An 18,961-nucleotide genomic window follows, 5' to 3' on the forward strand; every position below is an offset into this window, starting at 1 on the left:
GGCTCGGTACGCCCGCAGGCACCGAGCCGCACGAGGGCGCCGGCGACGACGGCGGCACCGACGAACTCGCGGCCGCGCGGCTGCGCCGGCGCAAGGTCATGCGATGGGTCGCCGCCGCTGCCGCGGTTGCCGCCGTCGTCGCGATCGGCGCCGCCGTGCTCGGGCAACGCACCGCGGAGCAATCACCCACTCATATGGTGACCGCCGACCAGGTGCTGCAACAACCCGATGCGCGTACCGCGACCAGCCCGGTCAGTACCGGCGGCACCCTGATCGCACATATCTCCGACGAGCTGGATGCCGTCGCGATCACCTTCGACGCGGTACCCGCACCCCCGGCGGGCTCTGCCCATCAACTCTGGTTGATCGGCCCGGAGGGGGTACCACGCTCGGCCGGGGTGCTGAGCGACTTGCCGACCGCCGGGGCGCCCTACGTCACCGAATTCGCCCCCTCCGATCAGCTCGCGATGACCGTCGAACCCGCAGGCGGTTCACCGGGCCCGACCACGGACCCGATCGCGGCGCTGCCACTGAGCTGACGCGAGCCGATCGCCCGCGGTCCACGCTGCCCGATGCTCGGGCGAGCGCCGCAGCGGCGTTGGACGACCGGCTTTCGCTGTCCGCTACACCGGGCCGGCTGCGGCCCGTGATGTCGCAGTGGCCGCCAACGCCCGAACCCGCTGTGTCCGAACACCACGCGGCCGTCGCGCTGACACCCCTGGTCCGCACCAGGCGCCCGCGTTGTCAGCGCCCGCCGCCTACCGCTCGGCGCAATCCGGGGCGCGGCCGACCCTCGGGCCGCTGATCCAAGCGCCACGGGGCCGCCGTCCTGACGCCTCCCGCACCCGCCGCCTTGTGCGCGGTGGCCGCGGCGTCCAACACGCGCAGGCACGCGGTGGCCGCGTCCCCCGGGCGACCGCGCAGCTACCGGCTCCCGATCAAGCCCGCCAGGCCTCCAACAGCCGCAACCAGAACTCGCTCACCGCCGGAAACGCCGGTACCGCATGCCACAGGGTGTCCAGCGGGACCCGGCCGACCACCGCGATCGTCGCGGCGTGCAACTGTTCGCCGACCTCGGGGCCGACGAAGGTGGCGCCGAGCAGTGTTCCGGCGGCGGTGTCGATGACGAGCTTCGCCCGTCCCGCGAAATCGTCGCGGGCCAGCGCCGATCCGGCGACAGCGATATCGAGTTCCACGGTGTCGACCTCATGACCGGCCTTGCGCGCGGCGTCTTCGGTGAGCCCGATCGAGGCCAGCTCCGGAGCGGTGTAGACGACCTGCGGTACCTGCGCGTGGTCGGCGGTGGCGGCGTAGCGGGGGCCGGTCACCGGCCTGCCCTCGGCGCGGGCGGCGATGACGTCACCACAGATGCGGGCCTGGTATTTGCCCATGTGGGTGAGCGCGACGCGATGGTTCACATCGCCGACGGCATAGAGCCAGGGCAGGCCCGGCACCGTCAGCTGATCGTCGACCTCGACATAGCCGGGCGCCAGGCCGACCGATTCCAGCCCGAGGTCGCCGGTGGCGGGGCTGCGGCCGGCCGCCACCACGATCTCATCGACTTCGAGTTCGGTCTCACCGTTACCGTCGCGCACGGTCACCGTCACCGGCCCGCCGTGCACCCGCCCCTCGCCGGCCTCGCCGACCTGCGGGCGCGTCACCCGCACCGGCTCGGCGCCGAAGCGGATCCGGACCCCGCGCTCGGTCAGCGCCTCGGCGATCCGCTCACGAGCGAACGGCTCGACCCGCCCGAGCAGGGAACCACCACGCACCACCATGGTGACCACCGAGCCGAGCGCGGCCAGCCAGGTGGCGGCCTCGCAGGCCACCACACCGCCGCCGACGATCAGTGTCCGTCGCGGCACTTCGGCCAGATTCGTGACATCGCGCGAGGTCCACGGACGCGCGGCCCGCAGTCCCGGCACGTCCGGGATGTTGGCCGTGGTGCCGGTCGCCAGAACCACCGCCTCCCGGGCGCGCAGCGTGCGGTCACCGACGTCGACCAGCCGCTCACCGACCAGCCTGCCCGCACCGCGCACTACTTCGATGCCGTTGTCGTGCGCCCAATCGGCTTGTGCGGAGTCGTCGTGGTTGTGCACGAATTCGTCGCGGCGACGCAGCACCGCGGCCACATCGAGTCCGTCGGCGCGCACCCCGGGCATGGCGCGGGCGCCGCCGAGCACATGTCCGGGCCGCAGTAGCGCCTTGCTCGGGATACACGCCCAATACGAGCATTCGCCGCCGACGAGTTCGCGCTCGACGATCGCGGCGGTGCGATCGCTACCCGCGATGGCGTAGGAGGCGGCGTTCTCCCCCGCCGGTCCGCCGCCGATGACGATGACGTCGAATTCGGTGGTCTGCACGGGGCGCTACTGGAGGTAGCCCTCGACCTGACGGGGCGAACTCACCTGCGTCGTATCCGGCGATTCACCCGCATCGATGCGGGCGCGCCGCTGGCGCAGCAGATCCCAGCACTGGTCGAGCATCACCTCGAGTTCGGCCAGTCGCTGCCGCTCCGATTTCGGATCCAGCTCGCCGCTCGTGGCCTGCGACCGCAGCTTGTGCTCCTGCTCGACCAATTCCTTGATACGCCCCAGGATGTCCTGTTCGGTCATACTGCCCACTCTACGGACCCGCGCCGCTGATCAGGCTTATTCGCTGTCGACAGTTGGTTCGGGCGCGCGTAACAGATAGGTGTCCATGATCCAGCCCTTGTCGGCGCGCAGGCGCTGCCTGCGTTCGGTGATCTGCGCTCCGACCTCGGCGATCGACCCTTCGATGAGCACCTGATCGGGCATGCCGAGATAGGCGCCCCACCAGATCCGGGTATCGCCGGGCAGCTCGGTGAACACGCAGTCCCCGTCGAGCATGACGACCGTCGATCCAGGGCCGAGCCCCTCGTCACGCAGGCGTCGTCCGGTGGTGATGTGCACCGGTTCGCCGACCCGGTGCAGCACCGTCCGATGGCCGGCGGCCAGAGCTTGCACGCTGGTCACGCCGGGGATGACGGCGTAGTCGAAGCTGATCGTCGCGCGTGCGAGCACCCGTTCGACCATGCGCAGGGTGCTGTCGTAGAGCGACGGGTCGCCCCAGACCAGAATCGCGCCGACCCCCTCGACCTGAGCGAACTCCGCTTCCAGCAGCAGCGAGCGGCGTTCGTGCCAGTCGGCGACCACCTCGCGGTAGTCCGCGCCGTCCATCGGGGTGCGCGCCCGCGGCGGATCGGCGATCTCGACGATCCGATACGGATGATCCATGTGCTCGGCCAGGATGGTGGTGCGCACATCCACCAGTTCCTGCTTCTCGGCGCCCTTGCCGATCACGAAGAACACCTCGGCCTCGCGCATGGCCTTGATGGCCTGCACGGTCACCTGGTCCGGGTCGCCGGCGCCGATGCCGATCACGTACAGCTTCCGCATGGGGCGAGCCTATGGGGCCCGGTCGAGCGCACCGACGCCGCCGGGGGTCGCCGCCCCGCGGCCGGGCTGGAAGTAAGGTCGAGGGCGTGGCCACCCCAGACACCCAGTACGAACAGCTGCTCCGTCAGGTGCTCACCTCCGGTACGCCGAAATCCGATCGCACCGGCACCGGCACTCGCAGCGTCTTCGGACATCAACTGCGCTACGACCTGTCGGCCGGGTTCCCACTGATCACCACCAAGCGCGTGCACCTGAAGTCGATCGTCTACGAATTGCTGTGGTTCCTGCGCGGCGATTCCAACGTGGGCTGGTTGCGCGAGCACGGCGTCACGATCTGGGACGAATGGGCCGCGCCGGACGGCGAGCTCGGCCCGGTCTACGGCGTGCAGTGGCGGTCGTGGCCTACCCCGGACGGCGGTCACATCGATCAGATCTCCCAGGTGCTGCGCACGCTGCGCGAGGATCCGGATTCGCGGCGGATGATCGTGACGGCCTGGAATGTGGCCGAGCTGGACAAGATGGCGCTGGCGCCGTGCCACGCGTTCTTCCAGTTCTACGTGGCCGACGGCAAGCTGTCGTGCCAGCTGTATCAGCGCAGCGCCGACCTGTTCCTCGGCGTGCCGTTCAATATCGCCAGCTACGCGCTGCTGACCCAGATGGTGGCCCAGCAGACCGGGCTCGAGCCGGGCGATTTCATCTGGACCGGCGGGGATTGCCATATCTACGACAATCACGTCGAGCAGGTCACCGAGCAGCTGACCCGCGAACCGTACCCGTTCCCCACGCTGAAGCTGCGCAAGGCGGCGTCGCTGTTCGACTACAGCTACGACGACATCGAGGTCGTCGACTACAAGCATCACCCGGCGATCAAGGCCCCGGTGGCCGTGTGAGTTCGGCACGCGTCATCGGCCTGATCTGGGCTCAAACCCCCGACGGGGTGATCGGCGTGGACAACCGCATCCCCTGGCGGGTCCCCGAGGACATGGCCAACTTCAAACAGGTCACCCTCGGCCATCCGGTGGTGATGGGCAGACGCACCTGGGATTCGCTGCCGCCGCGATTCCGTCCACTGAGCGGCCGGCGCAATATCGTGGTGACCAGACAGCCGGACTGGGCCGCCGAGGGCGCCGAACGCAGCGCGTCGCTCCCGGAGGCGCTCGCGCTCACCGCACCCGACGATGTGTGGATCATGGGCGGCGGCGAAATCTATCGCGCCGCAATGGAGTACGCCACCGAGCTGCTGGTCACCGAGATCGACCTGGCCGTCGCGGGCGACGCCTACGCACCGTCGGTCGACTCGCACTGGCAGGCCGACGCCGACACGCCGTGGCAGCAGTCGAGTGCGGGCCCCCGCTACCGGATCCGCAGATTCACCCGACGCCGCTGAATACCGCGCACGGCAGTCCCGCTTCGACCGCGCAACCGACGCAAAACGCCCGAGCGCCGGTGACGGGTCGGGCATACTCAGCGATATCGGCCCCGAACACCAGCCCTGTTCCGGGTGTGATCTGCGAAAGGCAGTCCATGGACAAGAAATCGCTGACCGCGGTAGCTCGCCAGCAACTCAAGCTGGCCGCTACAGCCACGAGCGGCCGTAGCTCGCAAACGATCTACGGCGGCCACGCGCAAACACTGCGCCAGACCGTCGTCGGTCTCAGTGCGGGCCAGAGTCTGGCCGAACACGACAACTTCGGCGATGCCACCCTGCTGGTGCTCAGCGGCACCCTGACCTTGATCAGCGGCGCCAACGAATGGAAGGGCTCGGCGGGCGATCTGCTCGTGGTCCCCAAGGCAAGGCACAGCGTCAAAGCCGTCGACGACGTGGCCTTTCTGCTGACCGTCGCGAAATAGCGCGCCGCCGTAGGTGAGGCTTACGAAACAGCAACGCGCGGCCCATGATCCGGGTGAGCCTTAACACGCCCTCGCCCAATCGCTGCGGTCAGCACGCTCGCAGCTACTAGGCTTGTCGATCATGGGTGAGCCGCAGCCGATCCTCCAACCGCTCACACCGTCCGCGATCTTCCTCGTCGCCACCATCGACGAGGGTGGCGAAGCGGCGGTGCGCGACCTGCTCGCAGATCTCGCGGGCCTGCGCCGTTCGGTGGGATTCCGGCTGCCCGGCGCCGGACTGACCTGCATCGTCGGTATCGGCTCGAAGGCATGGGACCGGCTCTTCTCCGGTCCACGCCCCGCCGAGCTGCACGAGTTCCCCGGGTACGCGGGCCCGCGTCACCAGGCCCCGGCCACCCCGGGTGATCTGCTGTTCCACATCAGAGCAGAGGTGCACGACGCCTGCTTCGAGCTGGCCATGGCGATCGGCAAACGGCTCGACGGCGCGGCGACCATCGTCGACGAAACCACCGGCTTCCGCTACTTCGAACAGCGCGATCTACTCGGCTTCGTGGACGGTACCGAGAACCCGGAGGGCGCGCTCGCCGGTTCTCCGGCGGGCCGGGTGGCGCTGGTCGGCGACGAGGACCCCGATTTCACCTGCGGCAGCTACGTCATCGTGCAGAAATACGTGCACAAGATGAGCGAATGGGCGGCAACCTCGGTCGAGGAGCAGGAACGCGTCATCGGGCGCACCAAGCTCGACGATTTCGAGCTGCCCGATGAGGTGAAACCGGCCAACTCGCACGTCGCGGTGAACACCATCGTCGACCCTGACGGCACCGAACGGCAGATCCTGCGGGCCAATATGCCCTTCGGCAGCATCCGCGACAACGAGATGGGCACCTACTTCGTCGGCTACTCGGCCACGCCGAGCGTCACCGAGCAGATGCTGATCCGCATGTTCCTCGGCTCCGACGAGGCCGCCTACGACCGGATACTGGACTTCTCCACCGCCGTCACCGGTGGCCTGTTCTTCGTTCCCGCCCAAGACTTCCTCGACGATCTGCCCGACCCACCAGGGGCGTCACCGGCAGACGACGCCACCCCCGCCGCACCTGCCGCCGACGGCTCTCTCGGTATCGGCACGTTGAAAAGGAGCAGTTAAGACATGAACAACCTGCATCGTGAACTCGCGCCGATCACCTCCGAGGCCTGGTCGGCGATCGAGGAAGAGGCCACCCGTACCTTCAAGCGGCATATCGCGGGCCGCCGTGTCGTCGACCTGTCCGGTCCGCACGGCACCGACTACTCCGCCGTCGGCCTCGGCCGCACCGCGCCCATCGCCGCCCCCGACGACGGCGTGCAGGCCCGGCAGCGACTGGTCGCACCGCTGGTGGAACTGCGGGTGCCGTTCACGCTCTCGCGCGAGGAACTCGACAATGTCGAGCGCGGCGCCGAAGACGCCGACCTGGATCCGGTGAAGGACGCCGCCAAGCGCATCGCCTGGGCCGAGGACCGCGCCATCTTCGAGGGCTACCCGGCCGCCAACATCACCGGCATCCGGGCCAGCGCATCGAACGAGCCGGTCGCGGTGCCGAGCGATCCGCGCCTGGTGCCCGAGGCGGTCGCCCAGGCCCTGAGCGAACTGCGCCTGGCCGGTGTCGACGGTCCCTATTCGGTGCTGCTGAGCGCCGACCTCTACACCGCCGTCAGCGAGACCTCCGACCACGGGCATCCCATCCGCACCCACATCGAGCGCCTCATCCCCGAGGGCGAGATCATCTGGGCGCCCGCCATCGACGGCGCGTTCGTGCTCACCACGCGCGGCGGCGATTTCGATCTCCAGATCGGCCAGGATCTCTCGATCGGCTACCTGAGCCACGACGCGGAATCGGTCCAGCTGTACTTCCAGCAGAGCCTGACCTTCCTCGTCTACACCGCCGAGGCGGCCGTCGCGCTACAAGCCTGAGCGGTCTACTGGTGGCGACGTCCGCGCCACGGCAGTATGGTCCTGACCAGCCAGTTGCGGTAGCGGACGGAGACGAGATGACGTTGGTGCACGCGGGCGTGGTGCCCACCAGGCGCGCGATGATCTACGGCGTGCTCGGCATCGCGGTCACGGTCGCGCTGTGCCTTGGCACCATCGCCGCGTTCGGGATGAACCGCGTGTTCACCGGGCTGCTGGCCGGTGCGATCGCCGGTGTGGCGGTGCTCGTCGCGCTGTTCACCCGTGACGCCGTCGTGCTCACCGAAGGCGCCATCTATCGCCGCACCCCCTGGGCCGAAACCAGCATCGACTGGGACCGCGTGGTCGCGGGCCGCTTCACCCTCGACGAGCGCGCCCGCTGGTCGCTGGCGCTGGATCTGGTCGGCGGCGACGAAGAACACGGCGAACTCGTGCTGCTGTCGATCCCGCCGGTGAGCGGCCCGGTGTCGAGCGCCTACGACATGCGCAAACGGGAACAGGTGGACCAGATTCGGAACATGCTGCGCCGCAAGAAGATTCCGGTGATGGTGTTGCCGGAGATCGCGGGGGCGTTGCACGAGCACTGGAATATCGCGCCACCTACGCACTGAGGTGAGTGGCCGGGTGCACCGTCCTCGGATACGTTGGCAATCGTGTCGATGATGAAGGGCGCCAACGTCGCTGTTCCACAGGCCGCGGTTCGCGTCGAATTGGGATGGCGATCCGGGCCCGGCGTTCCCGACGCGGATGCATCGGCCTTGCTGCTGGCCGGCGGTAAGGTCCGGTCCGACAACGATTTCGTGTTCTACAACCAGCCCGCGCATCCGTCGGGGGCGGTGCGGCACGAAGGGAAGCAGCAGGGGTCGCAGGTCATCGATGTGCTTGCCGTGCAGTTGGATCGGGTCGAACCCCAGATCGATTCCGTCGTCATCGCCGCCTCCGCCGACGGCGGCACCTTCGCCCAATTCCACGGGCTGTACGTGCGACTGCTCGATTCCGCGAATGGCACCGAGATCGCGCGCTTCGACAGCACCGGCGCCACCAGCGAAACCGCGTTCGTGCTCGGCGAGCTCTACCGCAGGCAGGGCGGGTGGAAGTTCCGCGCGGTCGGGCAGGGCTACGACACCGGACTCTCCGGCCTCGCCACCGATTTCGGCATCTCGGTCGACGACGATCCGGCCCCGGCGCCACGATCCGCGCCGACACCCGCACCTGCGCACCCACCCACGCCCGCACCTGCGCCCCCGCCGGCCCCCACACCAGTGCCTCCGCCGGCCCCCACACCTGCGCCCCCACCTCCGCCCGCGGGCGCGATGCAGGCTCCCACGCAGACTCGCGGGAGCAATCGGTCCATCAGCATGACGAAACTGTCGCTCACCAAGGACGACCCGTCCGTCTCGCTCACCAAGCGCGGCGCCACCAGCGGCACGATGCGGGTGAATCTGAACTGGTCCAGTGGAAAGCAGGGGCTGTTCGGCACCCGCCGCGGCACCGCCATCGACCTCGATCTGTGCTGTATGTGGGAGTTGGCCAACGGCAACAAGGGGCTCGTGCACGCGGTGGGCAGTTTCGGCTCCCTCGACGCCGAACCGTATGTGCGGCTGGACAAGGACGATCGCACCGGCAATGCGGCCACGGGTGAGAATCTCGACATCAACCTCGATCACACCGCCGATTTCCGCCGCCTGCTGGTGTACGCGACGATCTACGCGGGCGCGCCCGACCTTCGCGGCGTCGAGGCGACGGCGACGTTGTATCCGGTGGGATCGCCGCCGATCGAGATGAATGTCGGCGGTTGCACCGACAATTCGAAGGCGATTGTGCTGGCGCTGATCGAGAATGTCGGCGGCGAGCTCGTCGTCCGGCGCGAGGGCGTCTTCGTGCAGCCGCCGGTGGACCCGCCACGGTGGGTGAACAAGGCCGTCGACCAGGCCTATGGGTGGGGCCTGTCGTGGGTCCCGGCCAAGGGCAAGTCCTGAGTCAGCCGATCCGGGCGAGGAGGGCACCCGCGTCGGCCCGTACCGAGTCCAGCGGACCCGGCCAGCCGAGCACGCGCAGCACCGCGTCGGAGATGTCCGAGCGGGCGTTCGCCGGCGCGGCGCCGTGATCGGACCGAATGCTGATCACGGTTTCGACCATGCGGAACGGCAAGGTGGTCGCGGAAGGCACACCGGCCGACCCCGCCTCGGCGACCACCTCCGCGGCCAGCTGTTCGTAATGGGTGCGCAGCTCGTCGCGCCGCAGCCGGAACGAGGCGAAGCGCTCCCCGCGCAGCTCCGGTAGTAGATACAAGGCACCGAGATTCCACCGCGACGCACAGAGTTGATCCACGTCCGACCACGCCAGGGCATACAGCCGGACCGGTGCAGGCTCGTCCGTCTCGCGCAGCCGCGCGGCCAAAGCCAATGGCGCGGCGATGGTTTCGGCGAGCAGCGCGTCGAGAATGTCGTCTTTGGCGGCGAAGTGGTGGTACAGCGAGGCCTGCCTGATACCGACGGCGTCGGCGATCCCCCTGGTCGAGGTGCTGCCGTAGCCGTTGCTGGTGAACAGCTCGGCGGCGGCGTCGAGGATTTCCGCACGCGGTGTGCTGCCCCGGCGCAAGCGTTGCTCGACGCGCGGACGTCCTGGACCGAGATTGACCACGTCCTCATTCTCGCATCGCGGCGACCGCGGCCCGTGCACGCGAGCAGCCCGCTCGCGGTGCGTACTGCCCGACAGTGAGGTTTCTGTCATTCGATAGAAAAACCGGAAACGCAGAAGTTACCGGGGGACCTCCAACCGATACACGCAGGTCACCGAAAGCGCGATCGCGGCCGCAAAACTATCGACTGATAGTTATTGGCGCTCGCCGAAGGACATCCGCACATGGCCACCACAGTCGACACCCGCCCCGCCGATCCGCCCGATCACGGCTCCGACAGTGCCGATCTCGCCGATTTCGGCTACCAGCCCGTCCTGCACCGCAAGCTCGGGCGCTATGCCTCCTTCGCGGCAGGATTCTCGTTCGTCTCCATCCTCACCACGATCTTCCAGTTCTTCGGCTTCGGATATTCGTTCGGCGGTGCCGCGTTCTTCTGGACCTGGCCGATCGTGTTCCTCGGCCAGCTCATGGTCGCGTTGAACTTCGCCGAGCTGGCGGCCCGATACCCGCTGTCGGGATGTATCTATCAGTGGTCGCGGCGGCTCGGCGGCGCGGTCGTCGGCTGGTTCGCGGGATGGCTGATGATCATCGCGCGGGTGGTCACCGCGGCCGCGGCGGCCATCGCACTCCAGGTGGTGTTGCCCTCGATCTGGAGCGGATTCCAGATCATCGGCTCCGACACCGCGCTCACCTCGTCGTCCGGTGCGATGAACGCGGTGCTGCTCGGCACCGCGTTGATGGCACTGACCACGCTGATCAATGTCATCGGCATCGATCTCATGGCGCGGATCAACTCGATCGGGGTCACCATCGAGATCGTCGGCGTGCTGGCGATCATCGCGCTGTTCTTCGCCGACACCGAACGCGGTCCGGGCGTTGTCCTGGAGACCGAACACGCCGCGCCCGGGCCGTATTGGGCGGCGTTCCTGGTGGCCGGGCTTATGGCGGCCTACGTCATGATCGGATTGGATTCGGCCGGTGAGCTCGCCGAGGAGACCAAGGACCCGCGCCGGGTCGCGCCACGGATGATCCTGACCGCCCTGACGGTCTCGGCGATCGGTGGCGGATTGATGCTGCTCGGCGCGCTGATGGCCGCACCGAGCCTGTCCGACGGCGCCCTGGCCGCGGACGGGCTGGCCTACGTGATCACCGCCAAGTTGAACAGCACCGCGGGCAAGGTGCTGCTCGGTTGTGTCGCGATCGCGATCATGGTGTGCACGCTGGCCATTCAGACCGCCGGGTCGCGGTTGATCTTCTCGATGGCACGCGACGGGAAGCTGCCGTTCGCCCGTGCGCTGTCGGTTGTGCACCCCCGCTTCGGCACGCCGGTACTGCCCGCGGTGGTGTTCGGTGTGCTCGCCATCGCTTTGCTGCTGGTGAATCTCGGCAACGCGGCCATCTTCGCGACCCTGGCCAGCGTCTGCATCGTGACGCTGTATCTCGCCTATCTCCTGGTGACGGCGCCGCTACTGGTGCGCCGCTGCTTCGGCTGGCCATCCGGTGAGCAGGCGGGCGCGCGCACCGGCTTGTTCACGCTCGGCCGCTTCGGAATTCCGGTGAATGTGCTCGCGGTGCTCTGGGGCGTGGCGATGGTGGTGAATCTGGCCTGGCCGAGGGCCGAGGTGTACACGCCGGACGGCGGGTCCTGGGTGATGCGCTGGGCCGCACCGCTGTTCGTGCTCGCCACGCTCGCGGCGGGCGCGCTGGTCTATCGGGTTGTCGGTCGCTCTGGTGCCGTCGCCGCACCCCTGACCACCGAAGCGACGCCTGAACCGCTGACCCGATAGCCGCACTGAGCCGTTCGCGTGAACGACCTACAGCCGAACCCACTGTCCGCTCGCCCAATACGGCGATCCTGCCTCGAATTGCCCACCACTACCCGCGATCCCTATCGAGGAGAAGCGATGACTCGAACAACCTCATCGACCAGCGGCGCCCGAGCCCACGCCCGCGCCCAGGCGGCCACAGCGGCCGTCGCCGGACCCGACCTGCCACCCGGCCTGGACCCGGAGTCTCTCACCTTCGCCCAGCGCGTCCCGGCCGACGGCTACACCAACGTCGTGCTCGGCCGCGGCACCCGCCTTCGTTTGGCCGATCCGGACGGCGCGGCCTGTGCCCATGTGGTGCTCGCGCGGGCGGGTGCGCCGTGGGAGCGGCTCAATGTCGCCGACACCATGAAGGTCCCCTGGCAGGCCTATCTCGGCCCCGGTCATCCCCTGCTGTCGGACCAGGGCCGGGTGCTCGCGACCATCGTCACCGACGATTCCGGCAGCCACGACGCGCTGTGTGGTCCCTCGGACTCCGGCCGGAGCCTGCTGCGCATGGCCGGAGCCAAGCAGGGATTGGCCCCACGCGATATCGCAGCGCCCGTGTCGCTCTTCCGTGGAGTGCGGGTGGGTGACGACGGCGGCCTCACGGCAACGGGCAACCGGGCACCCGGTGCCGCTGTCGAGCTGATCCTCCATCTTCCGCTCATCGTGCTGATCGCGAACGCCGCGCACGCGCTCGACGGCAGGCCGGTCACCGACCTCGATGTGCTGGCGTGGCCCGCCCCTGCCGATCTCGGCGTAATGCACAACACCGATCCCGAATACCGCCGCGCCGTCGAGAACACCGAAAACGCATGGGCGGCCGCCCTCGACGCGAAGGACATCGCATGACCGACACCCTGTCTCGCACCATCCTCAGCGACCACCTGGTCGAGGCCTGCGCGCCGTGGTCGGCGATCGTCCACGCCGGCGAGTACCTCGAGATCATCGACCTGCACGGCAACCAAGCCGTCGATTGCCTGCTCTACGCGGCAGACGATCACGCCGACCGCTACAGCGCGCAGGCCACCGTCGCCGCTCAGCGCAATATCTTCCTCACCACCGGCAGCGTGCTGCGTACCGATAACGGCACCCGCCTGATGACGGTGGTCGCCGACGAGGTGGGCAACCACGACACCCTCGCCGGTGCCTGCTCCCAGGAATCGAACACCCTGCGCTACGGCCACCACACCCGCCATCAACACGCCTGCGTGGAGAACTTCCTCGCCGAGGGCATGCGCTGGGGCCTGGGCAAACGCGATCTCGTGTCGAATATCAACTGGTTCATGAACGTGCCGGTGGAGGCCGACGGCACCCTCGGCATCGTGGACGGCCGGTCCGCGCCGGGCAAACGGGTGACCCTGCGCGCCGAGACCGACACCTTGGTGCTGGTGTCGAACTGCCCGCAGATCAACAACCCCTGCAACGGCTTCGAGCCGACGCCGGTCCGCATGGTGGTGTCGCGATGACCATCCTCGAGCCCGCTCCGGTCACCACGCCGGACGCCACGGCGCCGGTCCACCAGGTCGAGGTGGTCCGGCCCGGTGCGATGACCACCGTGCAGGACTGGCCAGGACGTATCGGGTTCTGGCATGTCGGGGTGCCACCGTCGGGTCCGATGGACGATGTGTCGTTCCGGCTCGGGAACCGGGTGCTCGGCAATCCCGAGGGCGCGGCGGGGCTCGAGTGCACTCTCACCGGCCCGGCGCTGCGGTTTTCCGCGGCGACCTGGGTGTGCGTCACCGGCGCACCGGCGCAGGTGACCGTGGACGGTGTCGCGGTGGGGCAGTGGCGAACCATCGAAGTCCCCGCGGGCGCCGTACTCGAGGTGGGCGCCATCCGAGGACCCGGTCTGCGCGCCTACATTCTGCTGTCGGGCGGCTTCGCGCTACCCGAATACCTGGGCAGCTCGGCCACTTTCACACTCGGCAAGTTCGGCGGCAGCACCGGTGGGACGCTGCAAGCCGACGAACTGCTGCCCCTGGGGCCTGGTCACGCACCCCGCGCCACCGCGGTACCGGCCGACGATCGGCCGGTCATGTCGCGACGCTGGGAACTCGCCGTCACCGAGGGCCCGCACGGTGCACCGGAGTTCTTCACGCGCGCCGACTTCGACACCATCATCGGCACCGATTACGAGGTGCATTTCAATTCCGACCGCACCGGCGTCCGGCTCATCGGGCCCAAACCCGAGTGGGCGCGCACCGATGGCGGCGAGGCCGGGCTGCATCCGTCGAATATCCACGACACGCCCTATTCGGTTGGCGCACTGGATTTCACCGGCGATACCCCGATTCTGCTCGGTCCGGATGGTCCCAGTCTGGGCGGCTTCGTCTGCCCGGTCACGGTGATCGCGGCGGATCGGTGGAAGCTCGGACAGCTGTGCCCGGGCGATTCGGTCCGGTTCGTGCCGATCCGAGCGGAGCGCGCCGCGCCGATGTCCGCACTCGGCCCGGCTCGACGGGCCGGCTGGCAGCCGGTGCTGTCGACCGGCGGCGACGGTGACGACGGCATCCTCCGTCGCACCGACGCCGACGACGACACCGCCGTCACCTACCGGCGCGCGGGCGACGACGGCGTGCTCATCGAATACGGCGCCATGACATTGGATCTCGGCCTGCGCGCCCGCGTGCACGCCCTGCACGAGCACCTACTCGAGCTCGCGCCACGCGGGATCGTCGATCTGACGCCGGGTGTTCGGTCACTGCAGGTGAAGGTGGATCCCGCGGTCCTGCCGGTGCGGATGCTGTTGGATCTGCTCGCCGAGGCCGAACAACAGCTGCCCGCCTCGGACGCGCTCGTGGTGCCGAGCCGGACCGTCCATCTGCCGCTGTCCTGGGACGATCCGTCGACCAGGGAGGCGATCACCCGGTATATGCACGGAGTCCGCGCTGACGCACCGTGGTGCCCGTGGAATATCGAGTTCATCCGGCGGATGAACGGCCTGGCCTCGGTCGAGGACGTCTATCGCACCGTCTTCGACGCCGAGTATCTCGTGCTCGGTCTCGGCGATGTGTATCTCGGTGCGCCGGTCGCGACTCCGACCGATCCGCGGCATCGGCTCGTCACCACCAAATACAACCCGGCCCGCACCTGGACGCCCGAGAACGCGGTCGGCATCGGCGGCGCCTACCTGTGCATCTACGGGATGGAAGGTCCCGGCGGATACCAGTTCGTCGGTCGCACGACCCAGGTGTGGAACCATCGCGGCACCGGAACGCCTTGGCTTCTCCGATATTTCGATCGGATCCGCTGGTATCCGGTCGAGCCGGACGAACTGCTGGACCTGCGCGCCGATTTCGCGTCGGGGAACGTGCGTCTGCGCACCGACGACGGTGAATTCCGCCTCGCCGACTACCGGCGCTTCCTCGCCGACGAAGCCGATTCCATCGCCGAATTCCGCGCCATGCAGGCAGAGGCCTTCGCCGCCGAACGCCAGTCGTGGCGTACGGCGGGCGAGCTCGCGGAGGCGCTGCCCTGAGCGGGTCAGCGCAGGTCGCGGAAGAACTCCCGAATATCGGAGGTGAGGAGCACGGGCTCCTCGAGGGCGGCGAAATGACCACCGCGGTCGACGTCGATCCACCGGGTGATCGTGTCGGCACCGCCCGCGTACTTGCGGATCGCGACGTCATGGGCGAATACGATCACCCCGGTGGGCACCCCCGAATTCTGTTTCTCGGCACCCCACGGTGCGTCCTGCGCGTATCCGACGTAGGCCGCGGAACCGGCCGTGCCGGTGAGCCAGTACAGCATCACGTTGGTCAGCAGCCGGTCCCGGTCGATGATCTTGTCCGGGTTCACCGGGCGCGGATGGGTCCATTCCCGGAATTTGTCCATGATCCAGGCCAATTGGCCGACCGGTGAGTCGACCAGCCCGTAGGCCAAGGTCTGCGGGCGGGTCGACTGGATCGAGATGTAGCCGAATTCCTCCCGCATGAACGCCTGGGTGCGGCGCACCCGGTCACGTTCCAGGTCGGTCAGCGTCGCCAATTCTTCCTCCGCCAGCGGCAGCGGCAGAAAGTCGCCCACCCCGCCGTTGACGTGCACGCCCGCCACCCGGTCCGGTGCCACGCGACCGACCTCCGGGCTCACCGCGGCGCCGATATCGCCGCCCTGCACGCCGAAGCGCTCATAGCCGAGCCGCGACATCAATTCCGCCCAGGCCGCCGCGATCCGCTCGACCGTCCAGCCGGCCTCGGCGACCGGACCGGAGAACCCGAACCCGGGCAGCGCCGGGATGACCACATGGAACGCGTCGGCCGGGTCACCGCCGTGGGCGCGCGGGTCGGTGAGCGGGCCGATCAGGTCGAGGAATTCGACGATGGAACCGGGCCAGCCGTGGGTCAGGATCAGCGGCAACGCGTCCGGTTCGGGCGAGCGGACATGCAGGAAGTGGATCCGCTGCCCGTCGATCTCGGTGGTGAACTGCGGGAATGCGTTGAGTGTGCGTTCGGCGGCCCGCCACTCGTAGTCATTGCGCCAGTAGGTGACCAGCTCACGCAGCCAGCCGGTGGGCACGCCGGTGTCCCAGTCGTCGCCGGGCAGCGGTGCGGGCCAGCGGGTGGCGTCGAGCCTGCGGTGCAGGTCGTCGAGGTCGCTCTGCGGGATGTCGATCCGGAACGGGGTGATGGTCATGAGAACTACCGTAGGAACCAGTTAGGGCAGCTTCCGCCCTAACTGTGCGGCAGACTGCAAAATATGCGGGAAACCTCGGCGCGGCTATTGCGCCTGCTGTCGCTGTTGCAGATGCATCGCGAATGGACCGGCACCGGCCTGGCCGCCGAATTGGGGATCGACATCCGCACCGTGCGCCGCGATATCGACAAGCTGCGCGACCTCGGATATCCGGTCGAAGCGGCCCGCGGGGTCGCCGGGTACCGGCTCGGCGCGGGCACCGAACTGCCGCCGCTGCTGCTCGACGACGACGAGGCCGTCGCGGTCGCGATCGGCCTGCGCACCGCGGCCGGCGGGACAATTTCCGGAATCGAAGACAGTTCGCTGCGGGCGCTGACGAAGCTGGAGCAGATGCTGCCCTCCCGGTTGCGTCATCGGGTGCGCACCCTGCTCGCGGCGACGGTGAGTGTCGGCGCCGGTGGCCCAACGGTCGACCCCGATGTCCTCACCGCTATCGCCGGTGCCATCCGCGACAAGCACCGCCTGCGCTTCGACTATCGCAGCCACGACGGCACAACGACAGTGCGCCTCACCGAACCACACCGCCTCGCCCACACCGGCCGCCGCTGGTACCTCGTCGCCTGGGACGTCGACCGCGTCGACTGGCGCACCTTCCGCGTCGACCGATTACAGCCCCGCACTCCTACTGGCCCCCGATTCACGCCCCGCGAGGCCCCCGACATCGACCTCGCCGGCTATGTCTCCAGCAACGTCTCCGTCGCCCCGTACCGCTACCCGGCCCGGGTCACCATCGGCGTCCCAGCCGACTCCGCCGCCGACCGCGTCCCGCCCACCATCGGGGTCATCGAACCGATCGACGCCGAATCCTGCCTGCTGCACACCGGTTCCAACTCACTCGACGAACTGGCGATCTACCTGGCCCTGTTCGACCTGCCGATCCGCATCGACGAACCTCCGGAATTGATCGCCCGCGTCCGCGAACTCACCGCTCGGTTGAGTGCGGCCGTCGAGTGATCCGCTCGCATGCGACCGGCCACATCGACGCCGAGGAGCGGAAAGTGATCGCGCGCCGGGACGGCGGTTGACCGGATGAGCGCCGCTTCCGATCCCGTGCTGCCGTCCTCGTCGGCGGCTGCCCGGAAACCCGCCGTGAGGTGACGCCGGAGGCGGAGCGTTTCGCGCGCCAGTACGAGCAGTGCTCGCGCCGGGTTCGCGAAATCACCGACCGTTGAGCAAGTTAATGGACATCGGACCGGCGTACGCATCGTCGCCTTGTTGCCACGGTGACGCCGTAGCTACGAATTATCTTGTGGCGACGCCCGATCGGCGAGGCCGTCCAGGATGACGTTCAAACCGGCGTTGAACTCGGTTGCGGGTGGGACCGATTGTGCGTCCCCTGCTGTCTGCGAGAGCAAGGGGAACTCCTGGGGGGATAAGGCAGCCATGACCGCGGTGCCTTTTCCCGAAAGAGCGGCGTAGTGCTCGTTTTGGAGGAAGCCGAGCAGGTAGGCGATGAGGGTGCGTTGGGCTATGACGCGGTCGGTGCCGGTGAGGCCGGCGTCGGTGAGAGCCGAGAGCATGGCTTCGATGAGGTCGAGGGAGCCGCGGGCGGACTGGCGGTGGCGCAGGATCAGGGGCACGGCGGCGGGGTGTTCGGCCGAGGCCTGGCGGGTGCGGTCGAGGAGTGATCGGATGCGGTCGCGCCAGTCGAGGCCGGGCGGAAGGGTGAGGTCGATGGCGGCGAAGATGCGCTGGACGACGAGGACCTCGAGGGCGGCGCGGTCGGCGACGTAGCGGTAGAGGGCCATGGTTGCCATGCCGAGTTCCTTGGCGACCGCGCGCATGGTGAGGGCGTCGAGGCCGTCGCGGTCGATCACGGCGAGAGCGGCGCCGGTCAAATCGTCGGTGGTCAGGGAACGGGGGCGGGGCACGGATTGACAGCGTACGCGATACGCGCATACTTGGACGTAGGCGTACTTTGTACACTTAAGGAGCTCAGATGCCGTTCCCCAGCACTGTCAGCAGCCGCCGGCTCGTCACCGTGACCGGCGATCCGGTGCCGATACCCGATCCCGATTGCCTGATCCACCTGCAATTCCGCAGATTCGCCGGATGCCCGGTGTGCAATCTGCATCTGCGGTCGATCGTCAACCGGCTCGATGAGATCACCGCGGCGAATGTCCGCGAGGTCGTCGTCTTCCATTCCAGTGCCGCGGCACTGCTGAAATACACCGCCGACCTGCCGCTGGCCGTGATCGCCGACCCCGACCGCCGTCTCTACCGCGAGTTCGGTGTGGAATCCGCGCCGCGCGCCCTGCTCGATCCGCGGGCATGGCCGACCATCCTCCGTGCCATCGCCCGTGAGGTGCGTGCGTCCCGGAAGCCCGGTCACATCGCGCCGCCGGGCAAGCCGGAAGGAGGACGCCTGGGGCTGCCCGCCGATTTCCTCATCGCACCCGACGGCCGTGTCGTGGCGAGCAAGCATGGGGCGCACGCGGATGACCAGTGGTCGGTCGACGAACTCCTGTCCCATGCCACGAAGACCGAGGTGTATCGGTGAGCTTCGCTCGTCCCCGTCTCGCCCGCGTCGTGTGCGCCGTTCTGGTCTTCGTCCTCGTCGTCATCACAACCCTGCTGCCCCCGAAGGAGATCCGCTCAT

Annotated in this window: 20 protein-coding genes; 14 read left to right on the plus strand and 6 right to left on the minus strand. The window is 68.5% G+C overall.

All coding sequences use genetic code 11. The annotated features are described in order from the left end of the window. On the plus strand, nt 1-539 hold a 539-nt coding region (locus RJ05_RS22075), incomplete at its 5' end, for an anti-sigma factor (protein ID WP_162140638.1). 399 nt (nt 540-938) lie between these two features. Here RJ05_RS22075 and RJ05_RS22080 read toward each other — a convergent pair. Genes RJ05_RS22080 through cobF form a run of 3 tightly spaced genes read right to left on the minus strand, consistent with a single transcriptional unit; the run spans nt 939 to nt 3,419 of the window. Then, nucleotides 939-2,363, minus strand: a complete 1,425-nt coding sequence (locus tag RJ05_RS22080; RefSeq protein WP_036540230.1) for a dihydrolipoyl dehydrogenase family protein — start codon at nt 2,361-2,363, stop codon at nt 939-941. A gap of 6 nt (nt 2,364-2,369) precedes the next feature. Then, nucleotides 2,370-2,615, minus strand: coding sequence for a DUF2630 family protein (locus tag RJ05_RS22085; RefSeq protein ID WP_036540231.1), 246 nt, complete (start codon nt 2,613-2,615; stop codon nt 2,370-2,372). 36 nt (nt 2,616-2,651) lie between these two features. Further along, entirely contained in the window at nt 2,652-3,419 is a 768-nt protein-coding gene (gene cobF / locus RJ05_RS22090; RefSeq protein WP_036540233.1) for a precorrin-6A synthase (deacetylating), read from the minus strand. Between the two features lie 86 nt (nt 3,420-3,505). On the opposite strand from cobF, the gene RJ05_RS22095 reads away from it, so the two are divergent. The 7 genes from RJ05_RS22095 to RJ05_RS22125 all read left to right on the plus strand — a co-directional run bounded on the left by RJ05_RS22095 (nt 3,506) and on the right by RJ05_RS22125 (nt 9,197). Beyond that, nucleotides 3,506-4,309: a thymidylate synthase gene (locus RJ05_RS22095; RefSeq protein WP_036540234.1), complete on the plus strand. Its 804-nt coding sequence runs from the start codon at nt 3,506-3,508 to the stop codon at nt 4,307-4,309. Beyond that, nucleotides 4,306-4,806, plus strand: a complete 501-nt coding sequence (locus RJ05_RS22100) for a dihydrofolate reductase (RefSeq protein WP_036540236.1) — start codon at nt 4,306-4,308, stop codon at nt 4,804-4,806. Before RJ05_RS22095 ends, RJ05_RS22100 begins: the two co-directional genes overlap by 4 nt. A 137-nt stretch (nt 4,807-4,943) precedes the next feature. Beyond that, nucleotides 4,944-5,270 (plus strand): cupin domain-containing protein, encoded by a 327-nt coding sequence (locus tag RJ05_RS22105; RefSeq protein WP_036540261.1) that lies wholly within the window; start codon nt 4,944-4,946, stop codon nt 5,268-5,270. Between the two features lie 121 nt (nt 5,271-5,391). Then, on the plus strand, nt 5,392-6,417 hold the full coding sequence (locus RJ05_RS22110) for a Dyp-type peroxidase (protein WP_036540238.1): 1,026 nt from the start codon (nt 5,392-5,394) through the stop codon (nt 6,415-6,417). A 3-nt stretch (nt 6,418-6,420) separates the two neighbouring features. Beyond that, complete coding sequence (locus RJ05_RS22115) at nt 6,421-7,221, plus strand: family 1 encapsulin nanocompartment shell protein (protein ID WP_036540240.1); 801 nt, start codon at nt 6,421-6,423, stop codon at nt 7,219-7,221. Between the two features lie 77 nt (nt 7,222-7,298). Further along, nucleotides 7,299-7,829, plus strand: coding sequence for a hypothetical protein (locus RJ05_RS22120; RefSeq protein WP_036540241.1), 531 nt, complete (start codon nt 7,299-7,301; stop codon nt 7,827-7,829). A 48-nt stretch (nt 7,830-7,877) separates the two neighbouring features. Continuing rightward, complete coding sequence (locus RJ05_RS22125) at nt 7,878-9,197, plus strand: TerD family protein (protein WP_081597471.1); 1,320 nt, start codon at nt 7,878-7,880, stop codon at nt 9,195-9,197. Between the two features lies 1 nt (nt 9,198). Here RJ05_RS22125 and RJ05_RS22130 read toward each other — a convergent pair whose 3' ends face one another. Then, nucleotides 9,199-9,861, minus strand: coding sequence for a TetR/AcrR family transcriptional regulator (locus tag RJ05_RS22130; protein ID WP_036540245.1), 663 nt, complete (start codon nt 9,859-9,861; stop codon nt 9,199-9,201). A 222-nt stretch (nt 9,862-10,083) separates the two neighbouring features. Between RJ05_RS22130 and RJ05_RS22135 the strand changes: the two genes are divergently transcribed. The 4 genes from RJ05_RS22135 (at nt 10,084) to RJ05_RS22150 (ending at nt 15,148) form a co-directional block, all read left to right on the plus strand. Further along, the gene (locus RJ05_RS22135; protein ID WP_036540262.1) at nt 10,084-11,646 is read left to right on the plus strand and encodes an amino acid permease; all 1,563 of its coding nucleotides are present in this window, start codon (nt 10,084-10,086) and stop codon (nt 11,644-11,646) included. Nucleotides 11,647-11,763: 117 nt separating this feature from the next. Then, nucleotides 11,764-12,519 (plus strand): DUF1989 domain-containing protein, encoded by a 756-nt coding sequence (locus RJ05_RS22140; RefSeq protein ID WP_036540247.1) that lies wholly within the window; start codon nt 11,764-11,766, stop codon nt 12,517-12,519. Next, a complete protein-coding gene (locus tag RJ05_RS22145; protein WP_036540249.1) occupies nt 12,516-13,136 on the plus strand; it encodes an urea amidolyase associated protein UAAP2 in 621 nt (206 codons plus the stop codon). The genes RJ05_RS22140 and RJ05_RS22145 overlap by 4 nt, the downstream gene beginning before the upstream one ends. Next, a complete protein-coding gene (locus tag RJ05_RS22150; RefSeq protein ID WP_081597473.1) occupies nt 13,133-15,148 on the plus strand; it encodes a 5-oxoprolinase/urea amidolyase family protein in 2,016 nt (671 codons plus the stop codon). Before RJ05_RS22145 ends, RJ05_RS22150 begins: the two co-directional genes overlap by 4 nt. A 5-nt stretch (nt 15,149-15,153) precedes the next feature. Here the strand turns inward: RJ05_RS22150 and RJ05_RS22155 are convergent, their stop codons facing one another. Beyond that, nucleotides 15,154-16,302, minus strand: coding sequence for an epoxide hydrolase family protein (locus RJ05_RS22155; RefSeq protein WP_036540251.1), 1,149 nt, complete (start codon nt 16,300-16,302; stop codon nt 15,154-15,156). Nucleotides 16,303-16,365: 63 nt separating this feature from the next. Here RJ05_RS22155 and RJ05_RS22160 point away from each other — a divergent pair, with 63 nt between their 5' ends. Then, on the plus strand, nt 16,366-17,316 hold the full coding sequence (locus RJ05_RS22160) for a helix-turn-helix transcriptional regulator (protein ID WP_036540252.1): 951 nt from the start codon (nt 16,366-16,368) through the stop codon (nt 17,314-17,316). A 281-nt stretch (nt 17,317-17,597) separates the two neighbouring features. Here the strand turns inward: RJ05_RS22160 and RJ05_RS22165 are convergent, their stop codons facing one another. Then, the gene (locus RJ05_RS22165; RefSeq protein WP_036540254.1) at nt 17,598-18,233 is read right to left on the minus strand and encodes a TetR/AcrR family transcriptional regulator; all 636 of its coding nucleotides are present in this window, start codon (nt 18,231-18,233) and stop codon (nt 17,598-17,600) included. A gap of 68 nt (nt 18,234-18,301) precedes the next feature. Between RJ05_RS22165 and RJ05_RS22170 the strand changes: the two genes are divergently transcribed. Then, nucleotides 18,302-18,862 (plus strand): peroxiredoxin-like family protein, encoded by a 561-nt coding sequence (locus RJ05_RS22170; protein WP_036540256.1) that lies wholly within the window; start codon nt 18,302-18,304, stop codon nt 18,860-18,862. Nucleotides 18,863-18,961 lie beyond the last annotated feature (99 nt).

The sequence above is a fragment of the Nocardia cyriacigeorgica NBRC 100375 genome, from assembly GCF_000308555.1.
Taxonomy (GTDB): domain Bacteria; phylum Actinomycetota; class Actinomycetes; order Mycobacteriales; family Mycobacteriaceae; genus Nocardia; species Nocardia cyriacigeorgica.

Bases quoted from the DNA above. Each gene is read 5' to 3' on its own strand.
- RJ05_RS22085 (WP_036540231.1), bottom strand. From the start codon at position 2,615: ATGACCGAACAGGACATCCTGGGGCGTATCAAGGAATTGGTCGAGCAG.
- cobF (WP_036540233.1), bottom strand. From the start codon at position 3,419: ATGCGGAAGCTGTACGTGATCGGCATCGGCGCCGGCGACCCGGACCAG.
- RJ05_RS22105 (WP_036540261.1), top strand. From the start codon at position 4,944: ATGGACAAGAAATCGCTGACCGCGGTAGCTCGCCAGCAACTCAAGCTG.
- RJ05_RS22110 (WP_036540238.1), top strand. From the start codon at position 5,392: ATGGGTGAGCCGCAGCCGATCCTCCAACCGCTCACACCGTCCGCGATC.
- RJ05_RS22115 (WP_036540240.1), top strand. From the start codon at position 6,421: ATGAACAACCTGCATCGTGAACTCGCGCCGATCACCTCCGAGGCCTGG.
- RJ05_RS22120 (WP_036540241.1), top strand. From the start codon at position 7,299: ATGACGTTGGTGCACGCGGGCGTGGTGCCCACCAGGCGCGCGATGATC.
- RJ05_RS22125 (WP_081597471.1), top strand. From the start codon at position 7,878: ATGATGAAGGGCGCCAACGTCGCTGTTCCACAGGCCGCGGTTCGCGTC.
- RJ05_RS22135 (WP_036540262.1), top strand. From the start codon at position 10,084: ATGGCCACCACAGTCGACACCCGCCCCGCCGATCCGCCCGATCACGGC.
- RJ05_RS22140 (WP_036540247.1), top strand. From the start codon at position 11,764: ATGACTCGAACAACCTCATCGACCAGCGGCGCCCGAGCCCACGCCCGC.
- RJ05_RS22145 (WP_036540249.1), top strand. From the start codon at position 12,516: ATGACCGACACCCTGTCTCGCACCATCCTCAGCGACCACCTGGTCGAG.
- RJ05_RS22150 (WP_081597473.1), top strand. From the start codon at position 13,133: ATGACCATCCTCGAGCCCGCTCCGGTCACCACGCCGGACGCCACGGCG.
- RJ05_RS22155 (WP_036540251.1), bottom strand. From the start codon at position 16,302: ATGACCATCACCCCGTTCCGGATCGACATCCCGCAGAGCGACCTCGAC.
- RJ05_RS22160 (WP_036540252.1), top strand. From the start codon at position 16,366: ATGCGGGAAACCTCGGCGCGGCTATTGCGCCTGCTGTCGCTGTTGCAG.
- RJ05_RS22170 (WP_036540256.1), top strand. From the start codon at position 18,302: ATGCCGTTCCCCAGCACTGTCAGCAGCCGCCGGCTCGTCACCGTGACC.